Source organism: Nocardia sp. NPDC051929, assembly GCF_044548645.1.
GTDB classification, from domain to species: Bacteria; Actinomycetota; Actinomycetes; order Mycobacteriales; family Mycobacteriaceae; genus Nocardia; species Nocardia sichangensis.
Window position 1 is genome coordinate 1 of record NZ_JBIUCG010000040.1, and the last position, 17,590, is coordinate 17,590.

General features: G+C 62.3%; 13 protein-coding genes and 2 pseudogenes. 6 read left to right on the plus strand and 9 right to left on the minus strand.

Annotated features, from left to right (window positions below; genetic code table 11):
• From ACIHAX_RS36260 to ACIHAX_RS36270, 3 genes and pseudogenes are all read left to right on the plus strand, one after another.
• Positions 1–219, plus strand: a pseudogene (locus tag ACIHAX_RS36260) (ABC transporter ATP-binding protein); the annotation flags it as partial.
• A gap of 394 nt (positions 220–613) precedes the next feature.
• Positions 614–928 (plus strand): annotated as a pseudogene (locus ACIHAX_RS36265) (class I SAM-dependent methyltransferase); the annotation flags it as partial.
• A gap of 38 nt (positions 929–966) precedes the next feature.
• Positions 967–1,440: a class I SAM-dependent methyltransferase gene (locus ACIHAX_RS36270; RefSeq protein ID WP_397282167.1), complete on the plus strand. Its 474-nt coding sequence runs from the start codon at positions 967–969 to the stop codon at positions 1,438–1,440.
• A gap of 165 nt (positions 1,441–1,605) precedes the next feature.
• On the opposite strand, the gene ACIHAX_RS36275 is transcribed toward ACIHAX_RS36270, so the two are convergent.
• The 4 genes from ACIHAX_RS36275 to ACIHAX_RS36290 all read right to left on the minus strand — a co-directional run bounded on the left by ACIHAX_RS36275 (position 1,606) and on the right by ACIHAX_RS36290 (position 5,566).
• Positions 1,606–2,343 (minus strand): HAD family hydrolase, encoded by a 738-nt coding sequence (locus tag ACIHAX_RS36275; protein WP_397282169.1) that lies wholly within the window; start codon positions 2,341–2,343, stop codon positions 1,606–1,608.
• A complete protein-coding gene (locus tag ACIHAX_RS36280) occupies positions 2,340–3,068 on the minus strand; it encodes a methyltransferase domain-containing protein (RefSeq protein WP_364438565.1) in 729 nt (242 codons plus the stop codon). Before ACIHAX_RS36280 ends, ACIHAX_RS36275 begins: the two co-directional genes overlap by 4 nt.
• Positions 3,065–3,643 carry a LicD family protein gene (locus ACIHAX_RS36285; protein WP_397282207.1) on the minus strand — a complete coding sequence of 193 codons (579 nt, stop codon included), beginning with the start codon at positions 3,641–3,643 and terminating at the stop codon, positions 3,065–3,067. The genes ACIHAX_RS36280 and ACIHAX_RS36285 overlap by 4 nt, the downstream gene beginning before the upstream one ends.
• 105 nt (positions 3,644–3,748) lie before the next feature.
• Complete coding sequence (locus ACIHAX_RS36290; protein ID WP_397282171.1) at positions 3,749–5,566, minus strand: aminotransferase class I/II-fold pyridoxal phosphate-dependent enzyme; 1,818 nt, start codon at positions 5,564–5,566, stop codon at positions 3,749–3,751.
• Between the two features lie 622 nt (positions 5,567–6,188).
• Here ACIHAX_RS36290 and ACIHAX_RS36295 point away from each other — a divergent pair.
• Genes ACIHAX_RS36295 through ACIHAX_RS36305 form a run of 3 tightly spaced genes read left to right on the plus strand, consistent with a single transcriptional unit; the run spans position 6,189 to position 9,141 of the window.
• A complete protein-coding gene (locus tag ACIHAX_RS36295; protein WP_397282173.1) occupies positions 6,189–6,842 on the plus strand; it encodes a TetR/AcrR family transcriptional regulator in 654 nt (217 codons plus the stop codon).
• Complete coding sequence (locus ACIHAX_RS36300; protein ID WP_397282175.1) at positions 6,842–8,215, plus strand: carotenoid oxygenase family protein; 1,374 nt, start codon at positions 6,842–6,844, stop codon at positions 8,213–8,215. Before ACIHAX_RS36295 ends, ACIHAX_RS36300 begins: the two co-directional genes overlap by 1 nt.
• Positions 8,212–9,141, plus strand: coding sequence for an SDR family NAD(P)-dependent oxidoreductase (locus ACIHAX_RS36305; protein ID WP_397282177.1), 930 nt, complete (start codon positions 8,212–8,214; stop codon positions 9,139–9,141). The genes ACIHAX_RS36300 and ACIHAX_RS36305 overlap by 4 nt, the downstream gene beginning before the upstream one ends.
• A gap of 795 nt (positions 9,142–9,936) precedes the next feature.
• Here ACIHAX_RS36305 and ACIHAX_RS36310 read toward each other — a convergent pair.
• The 5 genes from ACIHAX_RS36310 to ACIHAX_RS36330 form a co-directional block, all read right to left on the minus strand.
• Positions 9,937–10,776, minus strand: a complete 840-nt coding sequence (locus tag ACIHAX_RS36310) for an SDR family NAD(P)-dependent oxidoreductase (RefSeq protein WP_364438550.1) — start codon at positions 10,774–10,776, stop codon at positions 9,937–9,939.
• A gap of 1,376 nt (positions 10,777–12,152) precedes the next feature.
• Positions 12,153–13,592 (minus strand): cytochrome P450, encoded by a 1,440-nt coding sequence (locus ACIHAX_RS36315; RefSeq protein WP_397282179.1) that lies wholly within the window; start codon positions 13,590–13,592, stop codon positions 12,153–12,155.
• A 77-nt stretch (positions 13,593–13,669) separates the two neighbouring features.
• Positions 13,670–14,197: a hypothetical protein gene (locus ACIHAX_RS36320; RefSeq protein WP_397282181.1), complete on the minus strand. Its 528-nt coding sequence runs from the start codon at positions 14,195–14,197 to the stop codon at positions 13,670–13,672.
• A 599-nt stretch (positions 14,198–14,796) separates the two neighbouring features.
• Positions 14,797–15,711: a tRNA (adenosine(37)-N6)-dimethylallyltransferase MiaA gene (gene miaA / locus ACIHAX_RS36325; protein WP_397282183.1), complete on the minus strand. Its 915-nt coding sequence runs from the start codon at positions 15,709–15,711 to the stop codon at positions 14,797–14,799.
• The gene (locus tag ACIHAX_RS36330; protein WP_397080498.1) at positions 15,708–16,325 is read right to left on the minus strand and encodes a TIGR00730 family Rossman fold protein; all 618 of its coding nucleotides are present in this window, start codon (positions 16,323–16,325) and stop codon (positions 15,708–15,710) included. The genes miaA and ACIHAX_RS36330 overlap by 4 nt, the downstream gene beginning before the upstream one ends.
• Positions 16,326–17,590 lie beyond the last annotated feature (1,265 nt).

A 17,590-nucleotide genomic window follows, 5' to 3' on the forward strand; every position in this document is an offset into this window, starting at 1 on the left:
GCCAGAGCGCTGGCCGCGGGTACGACGGCACTCGTACTGGACAACCCGATGGCCGACTTGGACCACGACGGGCGTCGCTATCTGGCCGGAATGCTACGAGCTCTCGCGGAGGAAGGGATGACAATCGTGGTCTCGGCCTGCACCGTGGATGCGCTTACTGGATGCGCGCACCACATCCTGTATATAGAGCACGGCCGAGTCCTCGCCAGTCGTTCGTGAGCCGACAGTCGGCGAGGGATACCGCGAGCGAGTAGTTGCGCCAGTCGCCCGTCGACGGCCGCCAGCACTGAAGTGGACGGAGTTCGCGACAGCGACACGCTGGCGACGCTGCACGGCGCTCTGTGAGTCGAGCTGAGGACACTGCTGACCAGCAGGTTGCGCCACGTCGCCCAGTCCGGCCTCGGCCAAAATGATCACATCCGGCCATCACCGAAAATTGTGGTCCCCATCCGCCGCCGGCAGCGGTAGCGTAATTGTCAGCGTGCAGGCCATATGACCAAGGCGGGCGAGGGAAGCGGACACCGAACGCGGCGATAGCCGCGCATGGGGCGTGAGTCGACCCGACCGTCACCTGTGTACAGCAATTACTGGCTTGTGAGAAAGAGCCGCACTCATGACCGGCCACATCTCCTCCCGCGAGGTCGATCCCCACCGCGAGCCCGGCCGTGATCCGTGGGACGAGTTCTTCTTCCTGTTCCTGAATCCGACCCGCACCTACAGTTGCGGGTTCTGGAACCACCGTGAGGACACACTCGAACAAGCCCAACTGAACAAGATCGACCTCGCGTTGGGCAAATGCGACCTGCGGCCCGGGATGACCCTGCTCGATGTCGGTTGCGGGTGGGGATCGGCCCTGCTGCGCGCGATGGACACCCACCAGGTGAACACGATCGGATTGACCGTCAGCCGCAGTCAATACCGGTACGTGCGCGACCAGCTCGTCGACCGGCTCGCGCGCGGACATCCGTGCGGCCGGTTTGGCTGCAGCGCTGGGAAGCCTTCGACGGCCACGCCGACCGCATCGTGTGCATCGACGCCTTCGAACACTTCCACCAGGACAGCTATGGCGAGTTCTTCCAGTTCGCCCACCACGCCCTGCCCGCCGGGGGTGTGCTGCTGCTGCAAACCATCGTCGGCCACCATCGCGACGAGCGGTGCGCCCACGATATCGAGCACACCGGCATCGATGACGCGTTCATGCAGTTCCTCACCGGCACGATCTTCGCCGGTGGCCCGCTACTGCCCCCGACCGGCCGCGGCTCCGAGGGCGTCACCGCGTACGCCGAAGACGCCGGCTTCACTGTCACCGGCATCCAGGCGATGGGACCGCACTACGCCACCACCCTGGACCACTGGGCGAATGCCCTGCGCGAACACCGCGACCGCGCTATCGAGCTCACCGGACCCGACATCTACAACGCCTGCCTCAGCGTCTCGTAGTGCACATCGGCCAGTGGTGCGATGGCCTGCGGGGCGGCATGGGAAGATCTGTACCCATCCGGACGCTCGAAAGCCAGACGAACTGCCTCTCACGAATCTCGGGCGGGTAACGCTTCGGCATTAAGCAGACCATCGTCCTCGATGACAGGCCCCAAGCCCGACGGTTCACTGCGCCTGATAGTCGGATCTACTGTACGGAGGCGTGGCGGTCAGTTGAGGAGAACGAATCCCGCGGCGGTCGAGCGCGTGCTGCAGGTCGCTGATCGTTAGACTATTCAGCGAATCCCTAATCATTCCGGGTGTTGTCGTTGTGAGGGGCAGATCGCAGGGTACGACGATGACGCCGCACCCTGCGGCTGCCGCTGCCGCGGCTCCAGTCGGGGAATCCTCGATCGCGACGCACTGATCGGTCTGGACGCCCAGCAGTTCGGCGGCGCGGATGTATGGCTCAGGAGCAGGTTTGCCGTTGGTTACGTCGCCACCACACACCGAGGCGTCGAAATAGTCCAGCCCGATCGCATGTATGGCGATATTCGCCAAGGTGCGTGGGGTGTTGGTGACCAAGGCCGACCGCAGGCCAGCCGCGCGCGTGTTCCGCAACGCTGCCAGGGCACCTGGACGCCATGGCACCGGATAGGTATAGACCTCAACGAGTCGTTGATTGATCCATTGCTCTGCTGCGCGGAGATTGTGTCCGGTGGCCTGAATCCCGCACGCCGCCACCATGGCGTGCAACACCTCTGAGACTGTCGAGCCGACCAGACGCACGTAGTCGTCGGCGGGAGGCGCGCCAACTCGCACTGCAATATATTCGGCGACGGCGTCGAGCCACGATTTTTCCGTGTCCAAGAGCGTCCCGTCGAGATCCCATAACACGGCACGTAGTACGGGCGAGGCGTTCACGCGGCGGGTATGTGTGAGCGGGGCTGGAATGCGATCGCGTTGAAGCGGTACGGTGCGTTGCCGTAGCCGTCGATCGTCTGGTCGTCGACCTCGATGTTCGTCAGACCGGCTTTTGCCAGTTCGCTATGGATCCACTCCCGTCTGTAGTACAGGTGATCGAGCCCCTGGTAGCGGCTGAGGTAGGCGGCGCGCCCGCCTGCCGCTTCGACGCGGAACCGATGAGCCGCATCAGCTTTGACGACATCCGGTATGTCGAGGATGGCCACGCCGTGGCGGGCCTTCGCGGCCATCGCCGTGATGACATGGTGGGCGTAGTCGAGTGAGGGGAAGTACAGAAAGACTCCGCAGGAGACGACGACATCGACCTGGGCTGCACTATCGAGGTCTATGGCGTCGGCCACCGCGAAGTCGCCTCGAGGAAAGGCGGCGCGGGCGATGTCGATCAGCGAAGCCGATTGGTCGATCCCGCCGACGCGGCATCCCATGATATCCAGATCGTACAGAAAGGCACCTGCCCCACAGCCGACATCGAACACGGACATGCCGGGCGCAAGATTAAGCCGTTTTGCAGTGCGTTGCACGAAGCTGGTCCAGGCAGATGGCTGCATGCCACTGAACGCGCTGTCGAGACCATCAGCTGCCATCAGCTGCGCCAGGGTCGAACCGGCCGCCGGATCCAGGTGGCGGTTATCCCAGATACGTTTCCAAGCTGCGGATCCGGTCATGTTCGGGCCGCCTTCCACTGCGGCAGCGCCGGTTCGAACGAGTCGGCCGCAACCGGCGACGAATCGGTATGGTTCGGACCGTGCGGCTCATAGAGCCGGACCTCCTTTGCCCAGTCCGGACCGTACAGGCCGTCGAGATAACGGTGCGCGGCGTAACTCGGCACGCTATACAGGTCCAGCGGGCCGAACGGGCGGCGGCACAGCAGCTCGAATTCAGACGGATCGAAGTAGTCGCTGGGCCACCGGGCACGGGCGGCCTCCGTGTGGTACACGAGCTTGTTGTCGATATCGGCCATGGGAAAGATGTGCACAAATGGGTAGCGGAACGGCGCGGTGTCGAACGGGTCGTTCGATGTCGACTCGTGGCTGTCGAGTGCGAATATCTTGAGGAAGTAGCGCGAGTCCGCGATGTCAAATCCATGTCGGGTCAGCAGTGGCCGTGCTCGGCCCATTACGGTCTCGAGGTCGTCGGCGCGGATCGCCAGATCCACGTCGTCGTCCCAAGGAATCAGCCCGCCATGACGCAGCGAACCCAGCAGCGTCCCACCGATCATCGTGTAGCGAATGCCGAGCATCGTGAACAAGGCATCGGTGATCGCCGTCGCCCAGTAGAGTCGATCGATGACATCCTGGCGGACCCGTGGCAATTCCATGTCAACTACCTTGTCTCGGAGAGGTATTCATTCTGCAGTGGATAGGACCGCGGTCAGCGCCGCAATTACGCGGGTGTTTTCCGCTGCTGTCCGACAGGCGATGCGGATATAGCGGTGCGCGTCCGGCATCGACTTGTTCGTGCAGTCCTTGACGAGGACTCCGTGTCGGTGCAGCAATTCCTCGGTCACCTCGCGTGCGGTCCGCGTGCCGAGCAGCCGGAGCAACACGAAGTTGGCGTCCGGCTCGAGCGCAGTCACCCCGGGCACGGTGCGCAGTTCCCGGTAGAACTCGGCTCGGTCGTGACGCACCCGCGCGATGCTCGCCTGGTATTGGTCGGCGAACCCGGGAAGCCTCCGCAGGAAGGCTTCGGCGAGGCCGTTGATGTTCCAGACGGGCAACTCTGCGAGCACGCGCTCGCGCAGGACGGTGTCCGCGGTCGCCAAGAATCCGAGCCGTAGTCCGCCAACGCCGTACGCCTTGCTCATGCTCTTGATCACCGTCAGATTCGGGTGAGTCGACAGCTCGTCGAGAACACTGGAGTCCGCGGAATGAAAGTCGACGAACGACTCGTCAACGATCAACCGCATGTTCTGGTCTGCGAGCAGCTTGCACGCCAACAGCAGATCTTCCCGAGGTACCGCGATCGACGTCGGATTGTTCGGCGATGTAACGACAACGGCTTTTGCCTGTGTTCGGGTAGCTTGCTCGACGCAGCGCCTGCTGTCGAACCGGAACTCCGGCGGCGCGAGTTCGATATGGTGGCCACGTGTCCGGGCAAACGCGGCTTCGTATTCGTTGAAACCCGGCACGACCAAGGCGACGTCCTCGAGTATCCGGCCGAGCGCGGTAATGAGTTCGGACGCTCCGTTAGCTACCACCAGATGCTCGGCAGGTACGCCGACTACCGCTGCCAGCAGACGCTGCAAGGCAGCGCTGCCCAGCGGATAGGCAGTCAGCGACTGCGTCAGATCGTCCGCCAGCTGCTGTATCAGTTCTCCGGGCGGAAAATACGGGTTGATCATCAAACGGTGATCCGCGATATCGAAACGCCAATATCCACCGTGCAGACCTTCTAGGAAGGGCAATCGGTCGGCACGTGCACTGAAGACGTAATCCGCCGCAATGACATCACTCACGTCGTCGACTTCGTACCATCTAATATCTGTGCAGTCGACCGCACGAACGGTGTAATTGCCCCGCCGAACCGTGAGTGCCAACACCTGCTCATAAAATTCGTTGCATCCGCCCGCCGTAACCAATTCTTCCAGCAGCGGCACAAATTCCTCTCGCAAATATTTCGCGCGCAGCACATGCACATTCACTGTCTTGCGTGCGGTCCGCGGTACATCGATCCGATCGTGAGTAGACAGGAACTCGACGATGCGCCCACTGGCGTCCACATCTGCGACGGTCCCGTTCATGCCCGGACGCAACGCGGAGACACCCGATGCCGCATCGTCAGACGCCGCGGCTAATCGGACCAGCAGATCGGAGTCGAAGACCACGTCGCCGTCCAGTACGAAAATGTCCTGATCCAAGTGGTGGCGAGCCATCCAGAGTGAGTAAGCATTGTTCGTGGAGTCGTATCGGTCTACCGGTACATAGACCACATCCATGTCTGCGAATCGGCTGCCGATCGACGTTCGGATTCTATTGGACCGGTGCCCCACTACCAACACGGTCTCCCGCACACCTGCCGATGCCAATTGCTCCAGAACTCGGTGCAAGATCGGCCGGCCACCGACCTGAGTCAAACTTTTGGGAACGCCGCCACCAATCCTGCGTCCCGAGCCAGCCGCGAGAATAATGGCCTTTTCCACCGGCTTATATCCAACGACGGGCATGCTTCTCCTCCAGTTAGTGGCCGCAATCTGAAACTGGCAATGCACAGTTCGGGACCGCTAACTGCGGCAGTGAATCAGCGAGAGACGTGATGCTGGCCCATCAGCGGATCGCCGGTGACCATCCCGCACCCATGGTGTCTGATAGGGATGCCCGAAACATCCGGATGCCTTTTCGACATTGACAAACCTACGTACGTAGCCGGGAAATCCATGATCCCGATTGTCGAATTATGGTGGAGTGCTTTCAATCGCGCCCCTGAAGTGCGACATGCCGCACGATGATAGAACGGTCCGGTCGTGAGAGTGACCGCCACGAGATCGCGCCGGAGAGTTGGGTGATGCGATGCTGCCGGCGGGGCGTGCGGGAATGGCTGTTTCCCTTGGCTGGCGGTGGCGGGTAAGCCAGACCGTCTCGAGGTCGAGCAGTCGCCTTCTGCGAGCGCTATCGGCTGCTATCCCTGCTAGGAAGCGGGCCGTCACCGGGTGACGATCTTCCTCAGCGCCCACCCTGTAGTCCAGAAGCGACATCCACTGGGTTCTGGCTGAAGGACTGTGAGCTTGCTCGTCGGGTGTCGGGAAGACGGACCTTGACAATGTATGTAGCGATCCCTACAGTGGGGGTATGGCGAAGAAACCTGATGTCGGTGTGACCGACTCGCGGGAGCAGTTGCTGGATGTGGCCGAGCGGCTGATGAGCGCGAACGGTTATGCGGGTACCGCGGTGTCGGTGATTTGCAAGGAAGCGGGGGTCGCGCCGACGTCGCTGTATTGGCATTTCGGCAGCAAGGAGGGGCTGCTGGCGGGGGTGATGGAGCGGGGGGCGGCGCGCTGGTTCGATGCCCTCCCGCGATTGACCGACACAGTCTTCGATAGCGAGTCCCGGGAGAGCGTCCTCATCGAGCAGGGTGCGGCTGCGGTCGGTGCATACCCCGTGTTCTTGCGCCTGTTCTATCTGCTGGCTTTGGAGGGCGCCGGCGACGAGGTTGCCAGTGAGTTGGTCAAACGTGTCCGAGTGCGGGCGTGTAGTTACTTCGCCGAAGCGATCGCCGGGCTGCTCGCCCCGACTGTCGGACAGCCGATCGCCGGGGTCGCTGCTGCCGAGCTGGCCCGGTTCGCGGTCGCGTTCTCCGATGGCTGTTTCTTCGCAACCCAGCTCGAGTCCGATGAGGTCGACCTGCGGCGCATGTATGCCGACCTTGTGACTGCGCTGCAAGCGTTGGCACCGGCCGCGATCGATCGTGCGCGGCGTACGGCCACGGTTTTTGAGGAGGAGTAATGACTGCATTCGCCGGTATCCCGACCGCGTACCTCGAAGGTGAGTTGGCGCCGGTCAGTACCGAATACACGGCCTGGGACCTGCCGGTGGTCGGCAGTATTCCACCCGAACTCGATGGACTGTATCTGCGTAACGGGCCGAACCCGCCGCCGGTACCGTATGCGGGCCCGTATCACTGGTTTATGCCCGACGGCATGCTGCACGGCGTGCGGATCCGCGACGGTAAGGCCCTGTGGTACCGCAACAGGTGGATACGCACCGCCACCTTGGCGGACAAGCTGGATACCCGTCCAGCACCTGGTCCCGCCGATATCGCTTTGATCCCCAACACTTCCAACACCAACGTGATCACGCACGCGGGCCGGGTGCTCACGCTGGCCGAGTGGGGGCTGCCCCACGAGGTCGACTGCGACTTGAATACGATTGGCCGCTACGATTTTGGTGGTGCCCTGGCGGCGCCGATGACTGCTCACCCCAAGATTGATCCACGCACCGGAGAGTTGTTTCTGATCAGCTTCGGGCCTGTCGAACCGTATCTGCAGTACTTCGTCGCCGACGCGGCCGGAGCGCTGGTGCGGCATGAGGTTATTGATGTCAAGGGGCCGTCGCTGATGCACGACTGGGCCATGACCGAAAACCACGTGCTATTCCTCGATCTGCCGATCGTGTTCGACGCCGCCTACGGGGCCGAAGCCGGATTCCCGTACTGCTGGGACGACAACTACGGTGCCCGGATCGGTGTCATGCCCAAGACCGGGACCAGCGCCGATGTACGGTGGTTCGACGTCGAACCGTGCATGATAGTCCACACCCTCAATGCCTACGAGAACGGCGGTGAGATCGTCCTGGAGGCCGCCCGCTACTGCGACGCGGTGCGTGACCGCTGGAGCCCGGATGTGCTGGCCATCGATGTCGGCGCCACACTGTACCGCTGGCACCTCGATACGATCACCGGCCGTGTGCGCGAAGAGGCGCTCGATGATCGTAGCTTCGAGTTTCCCCAATTGAATCCGGCGAAGCTCGGCATTGCGAACCACGTCGGCTACGGAGTCGAGACGAGCCAAGGCCAACGTTCGAGTTTCGGCGGGCTGCTCAAATGGGACCTCACCACCGGCACGTGCCAGCACCACGATGTCGGCGCAGGCCGCGTCGCCGCCGAGGCGACATTCGTCCCACACCTGAACGCCCGCGCCGAGGACGAGGGCTGGCTGCTGTCCTACATTTACGATGCCGCCCGTGACGCCAGTGATCTGGTGATCGTCGACGCCACCGATTTCACCGCCGCGCCACAGGCGGTGATCCGTCTGCCGCACCGTGTTCCGCTCGGATTCCACGGCACCTGGGTCCCGATGAGCAAAGGAGCAGCCGGATGAGCGTCTCGCGCACAGTTCTGATTACTGGTGGAACCGGCAGTCTCGGCTACCGGACTGCCGAGGCCATCCTCGCTGCCGACTCGAGCTGGCAGGTTGTCATCACCGGCCGCGGTCAGGACCGAGTTCACGCGGCTGCCCGCAGCCTGGGCGACCGGGCTGTAGGCGTTCCGCTGGATTTAGCCTCCCTCGACAGAGTTCGCCACTTCGCGCGCGAGTTCGGTGAACACCAACTGCCGCCACTGCATGCGATCATCTGCAATGCCGGTGTTCAGATCGTCTCCGGCACGGTTTTGACCGTTGACGGGATCGAGCAGACCTTCGCGGTCAACCATCTCGCACACTTTCTTCTGGTCCGCGAACTGCTGCCCAAGCTGCGGACACCAGGTCGGATTATCTTCGTCGCGAGCGACACCCACGATCCCACCAAGCCGACCGGCATGCCTGCCCCGTCCTACAGCACAGCCTGGGATCTGGCCCATCCCGACGTCGCCGACAACGCTTCAAGGCCTGGATCGATCGGCCGCCGTCGTTACACCACATCCAAACTGTGCAACGTGCTGACTACCTACGAGCTGGCCCGGCAGCTCGATTCCGGCACCGTGCCGCCGAAGATCACCGTCAACGCGTTCGACCCCGGCCTGATGCCCGGCACCGGACTCGGCCGCGACTACCACGGAATACAAGGTTTGGCCTGGCGCTATCTACTCCCGGCCCTGACCGCTGTGCCAGGCATCAACGTCCATACCTCCCGCCGCTCCGGACAGGCCCTGGCTCGGTTGGTCCTCAGCCCTGATCTGGCCACCGTCACCGGGAAATATTTTTCCGGCTACCGTCAGATTCGGTCGTCCGCTGACTCCTACGATCTGGACAAGGCCGAGGATCTTTGGACAACCAGCATTAAACTCACCGAGACACCTCACCTATGATTTGAACGGGGAGCCCCACGTGGTGTTCGGTAAGCCGTTCGGTTCACGGAACACCACACTCGCAGGACTGAGGCCTTGGCCAGGGTGTCTTGCAGAGGTATTCCGCGAACTGGTCCGAATCGCGCGACTGCTCGTCCTCACAGTGCTGCCCGATCGGATTCTCGTCGACAAGGGGTTTTCCGGCACCACCAACCGCACCGGCCTGAACAGTGCTTCCACCCCGGCACCATCGATCGCGGCCAGATCGTTGCCGTGGCCGGTGCGAGGTGGGCGATCCAGGAATGCTTCCAAGCCGCCAAAAGCCAATGTGGCCTCGACCACTACCAAGTCCGCAAATACGACGCCTAGTACCGGCACATCACCCTGGCCATGCTCGCCGACGCCTTCCATGCCGTCACCGACCCAAAAGCCCACGCGGGCTGGGCCCAATCACAGTCGCCGAAGTCCGCCGTCTCTGGCGATAGCGCTCCACCTCACCCACGCCCTCGCCGCTTACCGCTGGCGCCGACACCATCAACACCGCGCCCGACGAACCCGCTACCAACGGACCCGATTACCAAAGTAACGAAGTACAACTGTCGTGCTAGCCGACGCGCAGTCGTTCGTCCGCGGCCTGCGCCGCGACTACGACGTGGTCACGGCGCAGGCCTAAGCCTGTCCTGAAACAGCGGCGCTGTCGAAGGCCACATCAACCGGACTCGCTACGTCTGCTGATTCGGTCGCCCAGTGCCGCCATGGTCAGAAGGAACTCTGCCGCCACGGCACCGGGCCACCACGTCCAGCGCGGACCGGGATTCATAACTGGTGGTCTTTGGCTCGTGCGGTCTTTATAGCCTTGCTGAGGAAAGGTCGGGCAAGCGCCTCGGGGGCCCCAGCCCACGCAGACATGAATCGAGTAAGAGGGTCTATTGCAATGTGGGCTTTGCGGCGTTCGAGACCGCTCAGCAGCGCATTCGCGACGACATCGGGCTCGACTGGAGCGATAGCGCCGGCCACCGCAGTGGTCTCAGGTGGCCGACGAAGCCTTTCGGACTCGAATCCGGGAGTCTTGGTGTCCGGCGGGTAGAGAACGGATATGTCGACTCCGGTGCCCTGCAGTTCATACCTCAAAGTCTGTGCGTAAGCGCGCACTGCAGCCTTCGTCGGGCAGTACCCCGATAACCCGACCACTCCTAGTAGGCCCGCAGTAGAACTCGTGAGAACAATTCGCCCCGCACCCCTGGCAACCATCGCGGGTAAAACCGCTCCGACAGCATTTACTGCACCCATGTAATTCACTGACATCTGTTGCGCGATGTCATCTATGGTGAGCTGATCAGGTCGTCCTGGAATCACAATTCCTGCGCAGCAGAATATGACGTCGCATGCGCCCACTGCATCCTCCAGTTCGTGGATGGCCTCGAACAGCGCGGCGGCGTCAACGACGTCTACACTTGCCCAGTGTGCACCGGTCCTCCGGGAGGTTTCGATTAGAGCGGCTCTTCTCCGCGCCAAGATAGAAACTCTGGCACCGGCTTCGCTGAATGCAGCCGCCGCTGCGGCGCCGATCCCCAGTGAGCCGCCCGTTATGATGACATGTTGCCCCTGCCAACATGTTGCACCTCTAAGTTTTTTCCTATGAAGTGGCATCGGCATCTGCCCGAGTTTCTGAGAACTGCGGTGAATCAGACAAGTAAATCCCCTCTGAAGCTATTTTTTGATTCATAGCATCACCAGGCCCCGTTTATCCTGGCGGGCCGCACTCGATGGATTACGACTCGCTTACCACCTAATGCATGGCTTCCCGTGACTACCTCCGAAAGCCGGTCGATCCCGCGAGTCCTGCCCGATCCATATTGTCGGCGAGCGAGCACAGGATCGCATCCGTGAAGTCGGTGAACAACGTACGTACTGGTGTTGATTAAGGTGAGATCCAGTCGTTTCCGGGCTACTCCAATTTCATGGCGAGCAGCTCTGTGGGGGCTGCTCGAAGTAGCCTGTTTCCAATCAATGAGAACGCACGATATTAGAGTCCTTGTTGGCCCTGGTCGGGGCTGGACGGGAGATTGAGGGACGTGGCCGGATGTAAGCGGCATTCCGCGGAGGACATCGGGGGAGAAGCTGCGCCGTGCCGACGAGTTCGCCGCCGCGGGGCAGACCGGTGAGCAGATCGCGGTTGAGCTGAGGATGTCGGCGGCGACGTCGTACAACTGGCGTCGCCAGTACGGCGGTGTGGACGCCGATGCCGCGAAGGAGGTCGAGGAGCTGCGGGGGAGCGGACACCAGGTTGAAGCGGCTGCTGGTGGACGCGGAGTTGGAGAAAGACGCGTTGTGGGACATCGCTCGGGGAAAGGTTTAGGCCCGGCCGGCAAGCGGCGGGCTGTTGACATGCTCAATCAGGTAATGGGCGTGTCTGAATCGCCATGTTCTCACGAAACTCGCCCAGCCAAGCTTTGAAAGTTTTACCGGTGCGTCGAGGCAGATTCAGGGAAACGAGCCCGGGTTCTCGTTCATTTCTGACCAAAGCGTTCCATATAGATCGTCCCTGACATGCGCTCATTCTCGATCGAACACACCGGAATCGATCAACAGGCGTTAGCGAGATAGACCCGCTACCCCTGGGCAAACTGGGCTTCGTGTTACCAGGTGACACGATCGTGACCGCCCGTCTGCAGTGGGTTCAGGTGACTGACGGACTTTCAGTGGGAACTCACTGTGTTTCGGTGTGCGGCAAGGGGAATCGCCGCTAGTTCCGGAGAATTCTAGCGGTTGCCGGTACGGCTCGGTGGGCTGGTGGATGAATCATCGCTGCGCAGGTGCTCGGTGACGCCCGCGTAGCGGGCGGCGGTGTTGTGGATTATGCCGAAACCAGAGTCAGGTGCAGCGGGTTGGGGTCGGCGGTGAGGGCTCGTGGAGGATGCGGTCGACGGTGCAGCCGCTCAGCTGCATGCGCAGGCTCACGCACACACTACGTTGACGGGACGTGCATCGTGTGACCCGCGGTGGTTCCGGTCGAGTTTTGATCGGGTTCGTCATGCCGCCGAGGACGGCGAGATGTGTGACTGCCGAGCGCGTACGTTGATCGGGAGGCCGTCGGCGGGTGTGGGGCCGGTGCCCCAGGTGAGCGGTACCTGGTAGTCGGCGGGAACGCCCCACTCGTAGCGCAGTAGCATCCGGTGCATGATCGACTTCACGGTCATGCCTCCGAAGTGCATGCCGATGCATTTGTGTGCGCCGCCGCCGAACGGCGACCAGGCGTAGCGGTGCACTCGGTCCTCACGGCGGTGTTCGGCGAAGCGTTCGGGGTCGAACTGGTCCGGGCGGGGCCACCACTGGGCCAGCCGCATGGAGGGATAGGCGGCGATGAGGATGTCGGTGTCGGCTGGCACGTAGCGGCCTAGGATTTCGGTGTCCGCGAGCGTGCGGCGCATCATCACTCCCGCAGGCGCGTACATGCGTAGCGTCTCCTTGAACGCCAGGTCCAGCGAGGGCAGCCGGTCCAGGTCTTCGTAATCGAGGTGCTCCTTGCCCAGCGCGATCGCCTCTGTGCGCAGCCGTTCCTGCCAGTGTGGGTTCTTGCCGAGTAGGTAGGTGAGCATGGACAGGGTGATGGCGCTGGTGTCGTGGGCCGCCATGAGGACGAAGATCATGTGGTTGACGACATCATCGTCGGTGAAGGTTTCGCCAGTGTCGCTGGTGGCGTGGCACAGCACGCTGAACAGATCGGAGCCCTCGCCCGCTCGTTTGGCCGGCAGCTGGGCGCGGAAGTATTGCTCCAAGAGTTTTCGGCCGTGCAGCCCGCGCGACCAGGTTCCCCCTGGCACCGATGTCCGGATAAGCGACTTTCCACCGGCCACGGTGTGCTCGAACGCGTGCTCCAACCGCTGAGCGTCCGGCCCGAGTTGCGCGCCGACGAAGACCTCGGTCGCGAGATTCAGTAACATTTGTTTCACGTTGTCGTACAAGAGGAATCCCGGCTTCGGACGCCAGGACTCGAGTTCCCGTTCGATGCCCGGCCGCATCAGGTCGAGGTAGCTGATCAGGCGGGGCCGTGTGAACGCCTGCTGCATGATGCGCCGGTGGTGCAGGTGCTCTTCGAAGTCCAGCAGCATGATGCCGCGCCGGAAGAACGGCCCGATCCAATACTCCCAGCCCTTCTCGCTGGAGAAGACCTTGTCCTTGTTGCTCCAGACCACCTCCAGCGCGGCCGGTCCGAGCACAGTGACCGCGCGGCGGCCGAAGATGTTCGTCCACGACACCTCGCCGTACTTGTCTAAGGCGTTGCGCGCCCCCACGAGCGGGTCTATTAAGAGGCGCAGTGAGTGTCCGACCAACGGCGCCCCCGGATCTCCGAGCACCGGTAGCAGGTTGCTCCCGACCGGAGGTTCGGCGAGCACTGTCGCCCGGGCAGGATAGCGATCCGCTAGGTCGGCGGTGTACTCCTCAAGTCTGCGACGGATTCCTGTGTTCATGTGGTGTCCTTTTGCTGGGTCCCGCCATCGGGGACGGTCCAGTATGCCTGACAGCTTCATCACTCCGCTATCTGCGATCAGCGTTTATCGCTTTCGACATAATCTGGATTGATCGACGGGTCTCGTCCGGTATCTATGGTGCGTCTCTCCACATGCCAGCGCCATCCCATCGGCAGTTGAAGATTCCGTGCCCGAAGCGCACTGAGGAATTCTGCGTATCCCTCACGGGCCTCGCCGAGGTGAAACCACGCCTGGTGCCAGATTTCGGTATCGGCCGAATGAACCACAGTCCACCACGCTTGGGCGTATGACCTTGCCACGTGGCTGATCACCTCGCCGAGCGAATGTGTGTGTTTGCGCGCGCTCTTCATCCGCGGGATGTTTTGTGCTGCCCACTCGTCGATCTCGCTCACAACTCTATCGATTTCTGAGCGCAGTTGCTCGCCGTCGAAGCGCTTCGGCTGAAATTTCTGATCGATCCGAGAGGGAATCAATTCTGCATAAAGATCGCCGAGCTCTCTTGCCCATTCGGCGAGTGGTAAGGCGATCACGCTGCGCCCCGCAATTGCCTGAAGCAGATCCGAAGGTTCCAAGAGAGAGGCCATCATAGTCGATGATGTCTCGTCGCAGAAATGCGTGGAAGGTGGGTCATTTCCATCTGGATGCATGGCTTACCGCCGAACCGGCAAGTCGTTCTGACGGGTCTCTTTGTCTTTCTCCATCGATACGCCGAAGATCCAGACGTCTGGAGGCTGTGGGTTGATCCATTGATTCGTGACGGCCACGGTCGACCCCTCCTCGCTCGATAGACCATTCGGCCTGATTCCCTTGTTCGGCCGACTTTAGGGACAATCTGGACCGATGGCAATTAGCGGTTTCAAAGGGAAGGTATAATGAAATAGTTATGATTCCGATGGATTGTTGGTCATGCGGCAACTCGAAGGGCTGGGCCGATCTTATGGCGCGAAGGTAAAGATGCCTTCGTCACGGAGGCGTTGACGACGCTGCCACCCTAAGGGGAGGTCGCTTGTGCGTGTGGATCTGCGGCTCGCTGTTGGTGCGACCGTCGACTCCGTTGAGATCGATCTGCGCGCCGGGCAGGCCAGCCGGCTGGTAGCGGCTAGGGCCGAATTCCTAAGCCTCAAACGTCCGGCCGATCTCGCCACGCATGCTCGGTTAGGCTCGATCGGGGCGCGCCGGTGTATCAGGAGCTGTTGGCCAGCCAGTCAGTGACGTGTTCGACGGCCTGGCGGTCGGCGTCGATCCAGTGCACTCTGGGGTCCCGGCGGAACCAGGATCGCTGTCTGCGTACGTAGCGACGTGTAGCGATGGACATTCGGTGTTGCGCTTCCGCGAGGTCGTAATCGCCGTCCAGATGTGCCAGTACTTGTGCGTATCCGATGGCGCGGCGTGCGGTGATGCCGTCACGCAAACCCGCCTCGGCCAGCCCAACGACTTCCTCGACGAAGCCCTGGGCGAACATCTGCGCGGTGCGGGCGGTGATGCGTGCGTCCAACGTGTCGGTTGCCCGGTCGACTCCGATTATCGCTGTGTTCCAGCGGGCTTCGCCCGCCCTCGGTACCGAGGCGGCAAACGGCCTCCCAGTGATCTCCACCACCTCGAGCGCGCGGACCGTGCGCCGGGTGTCGGTCGGTGGAATGATGCTGGCCGCTGCAGGGTCGGCCGTGCGCAGCGCCGCATGTAGCGCCGCGCGTCCACCGAGAGTCAACACCCTTTCCCATCGCTCCCGTACCAGTGGGTCGGTGGTCGGGAGTCGCCACTGATCAAGCAACGCTTGGATATACATCATCGAGCCGCCGACAATGACCGGCACCGCGCCGCGCGCCATGATTGCCTCGACGGCGGCTCCGGCCTCGTACTGATACTGGGCGACTGTCGAGGTCTGCGTGACATCGAGCACGTCGAGTTGGTGATGCGCGATGCCGCGCCGTTGCGACAGAGGCACTTTGGCTGTGCCGATGTCCATTCCCCAGAATTGCTGCATCGTGTCGGCGTTGACGATTTCGCCGCCGAGTCGCATCGCTAGTTCCAAGCCTAGATCGGATTTGCCTGACGCGGTCGGGCCGACGACGGCGATCGGCCGGATCGGTCGGCTCATGACTGTGGTGCCGCTGCGAAACCGGTACCGTCAGAGTTTCCGTGGTAGGCGGTCACGGTTGGTGCGTTCTCAGTGCTATCTGGTGCGAGGTGGGTGAATGCGGTGCCGATGTCGGTGGTGACAACGAGTCGATCTAGTGCCGAACGCCGGACTAGTCCTTGGGCGTGCAGAGTGGTGAGCCATTCGAGCAGCCCGCAGTAATGGCCCGCAGGGTCGAGGAGGACTATGGGTTTATGGTGAACGCCGAGGTAGCCTGACACCCAGGTTTCGACTAGTTCCTCGAGTGTTCCGATACCGCCGGGCAGGGTGAGGAAGGCGTCAGCGCGTTCGATCATGATGCGTTTGCGTTCGGCGAGGGTGTCGGTCACGATCAGCTCGTCCGCATCGAGGTCGGCAAGCTCTCGTTGTGCGAACATCACCGGGATGACGCCCGTGGTGTGAGCACCGGCGGCCCTCGCCGCACGCGCCACGGCGCCCATCATGGCGATGGTGCCACCGCCGGAGATCAGCCGCCATCCGCGTCTGCCGATTTGGGTGCCGACCGCGGCGGCTAGACGCAGGCAATCGGGATCGTCACCGCCAGAGGCACAGTAGACACATATGGTTACGCTCACCGGGCGAACCTTTCGGAGATAGACATCGGATCGTGGGACGATGCGGCGATGAAGAAGGGGCGTTCGTTGGGTTGGCCGATGCTTAGGAGGCCAAGTCCGCCGCCGACGGGTGACGGGATGGCGGTGATGCCGTATTTTGGGAAGTCCCCGGCTGAGGTGCTGCGCCGCGACGGTGGTAACGCGAACCGTGACGATATCGCCGACGCGCATGAATCCTTCTTCGGTGGGCTGGAAGTGGGCCAGTCGCCCGTTGCGGGTGCTCATCCAAGCGGTGGTCGCGTTCCCTCGCCCGGGTGTCGAAGGCATTCCTCCTCCTTGCCGATCGGCGAACAGTTGGCTTCTAGCGGTAGCCGTTCTGGCTGAGGAACCGCACCGCATCGACGGGAGGATGTCGAGCGTGCAAGCGTTGTGCTGTTGACCAAGATCGGCCCCACGCGGCGCAAGACTGTCGTATAGCCGACAGAGCGGCCGGGAACGCCTTGAGCGAACCGGCGATCTCGACTTGGGCGTCGTCGTTTTGTCGGCCGTGTGCCAGCAAAACCTCTTGCGAGGCGATGTTGGGCGCGCCGAACTCGACGTCCGACTGGGGTCCACGTCGTCTGCGGCCAAGCCGAGTGTCGCGGAGATCACCGTTACCGAAACGGGCATTGCACTCTCAGCGATCACGTCGAAACATGCCCCCTCGCCGAGCACGTGGACCAGCCGAGCCGCGGCCAGCACCGCGACAACTCGATAGGACGCCGCCTCAATGGACACGGCCACGGCCAGTGGATGCAGACGCCCATGATTGCGGGCCGGTCCAGCCACAGCAACAACCAACCTGCGGCCTTCGACATATGCGGCTGCGGCGGAGCGCGCCGGGGTTCGCAAGCTCCCAGTTGCATTGAAGGCGGCCTTATCTGAGAGATGAAAGGATGTATTGACGCCGCCACGGATATCAATATCCGACACCACGGACTGCGCAGCGAGACCCCCAGCGTGCCGCATAACTGCTGTGGCAACGGACGTACGCTCATACGACTCGGCCAGCACATCTTCATCGTCCGGAGGGAAACGCGGCAGACTCCGGACCGCTCGCGAGCGGGTCATACAACACAACCAATCCAACCGGGCGACGCGACCGCCATCACGCCCCCGTAACGACCTAAACGAATATTCCCCTGTAGATACTCCAAACAGGGCTTTCGCATTCTCCTTTTCAGGGAGAGCGAAAACCCTGCAGCTGTGATCCACAGTCTCCAGTTTGGAGTGGGTCTGAGCTTCCT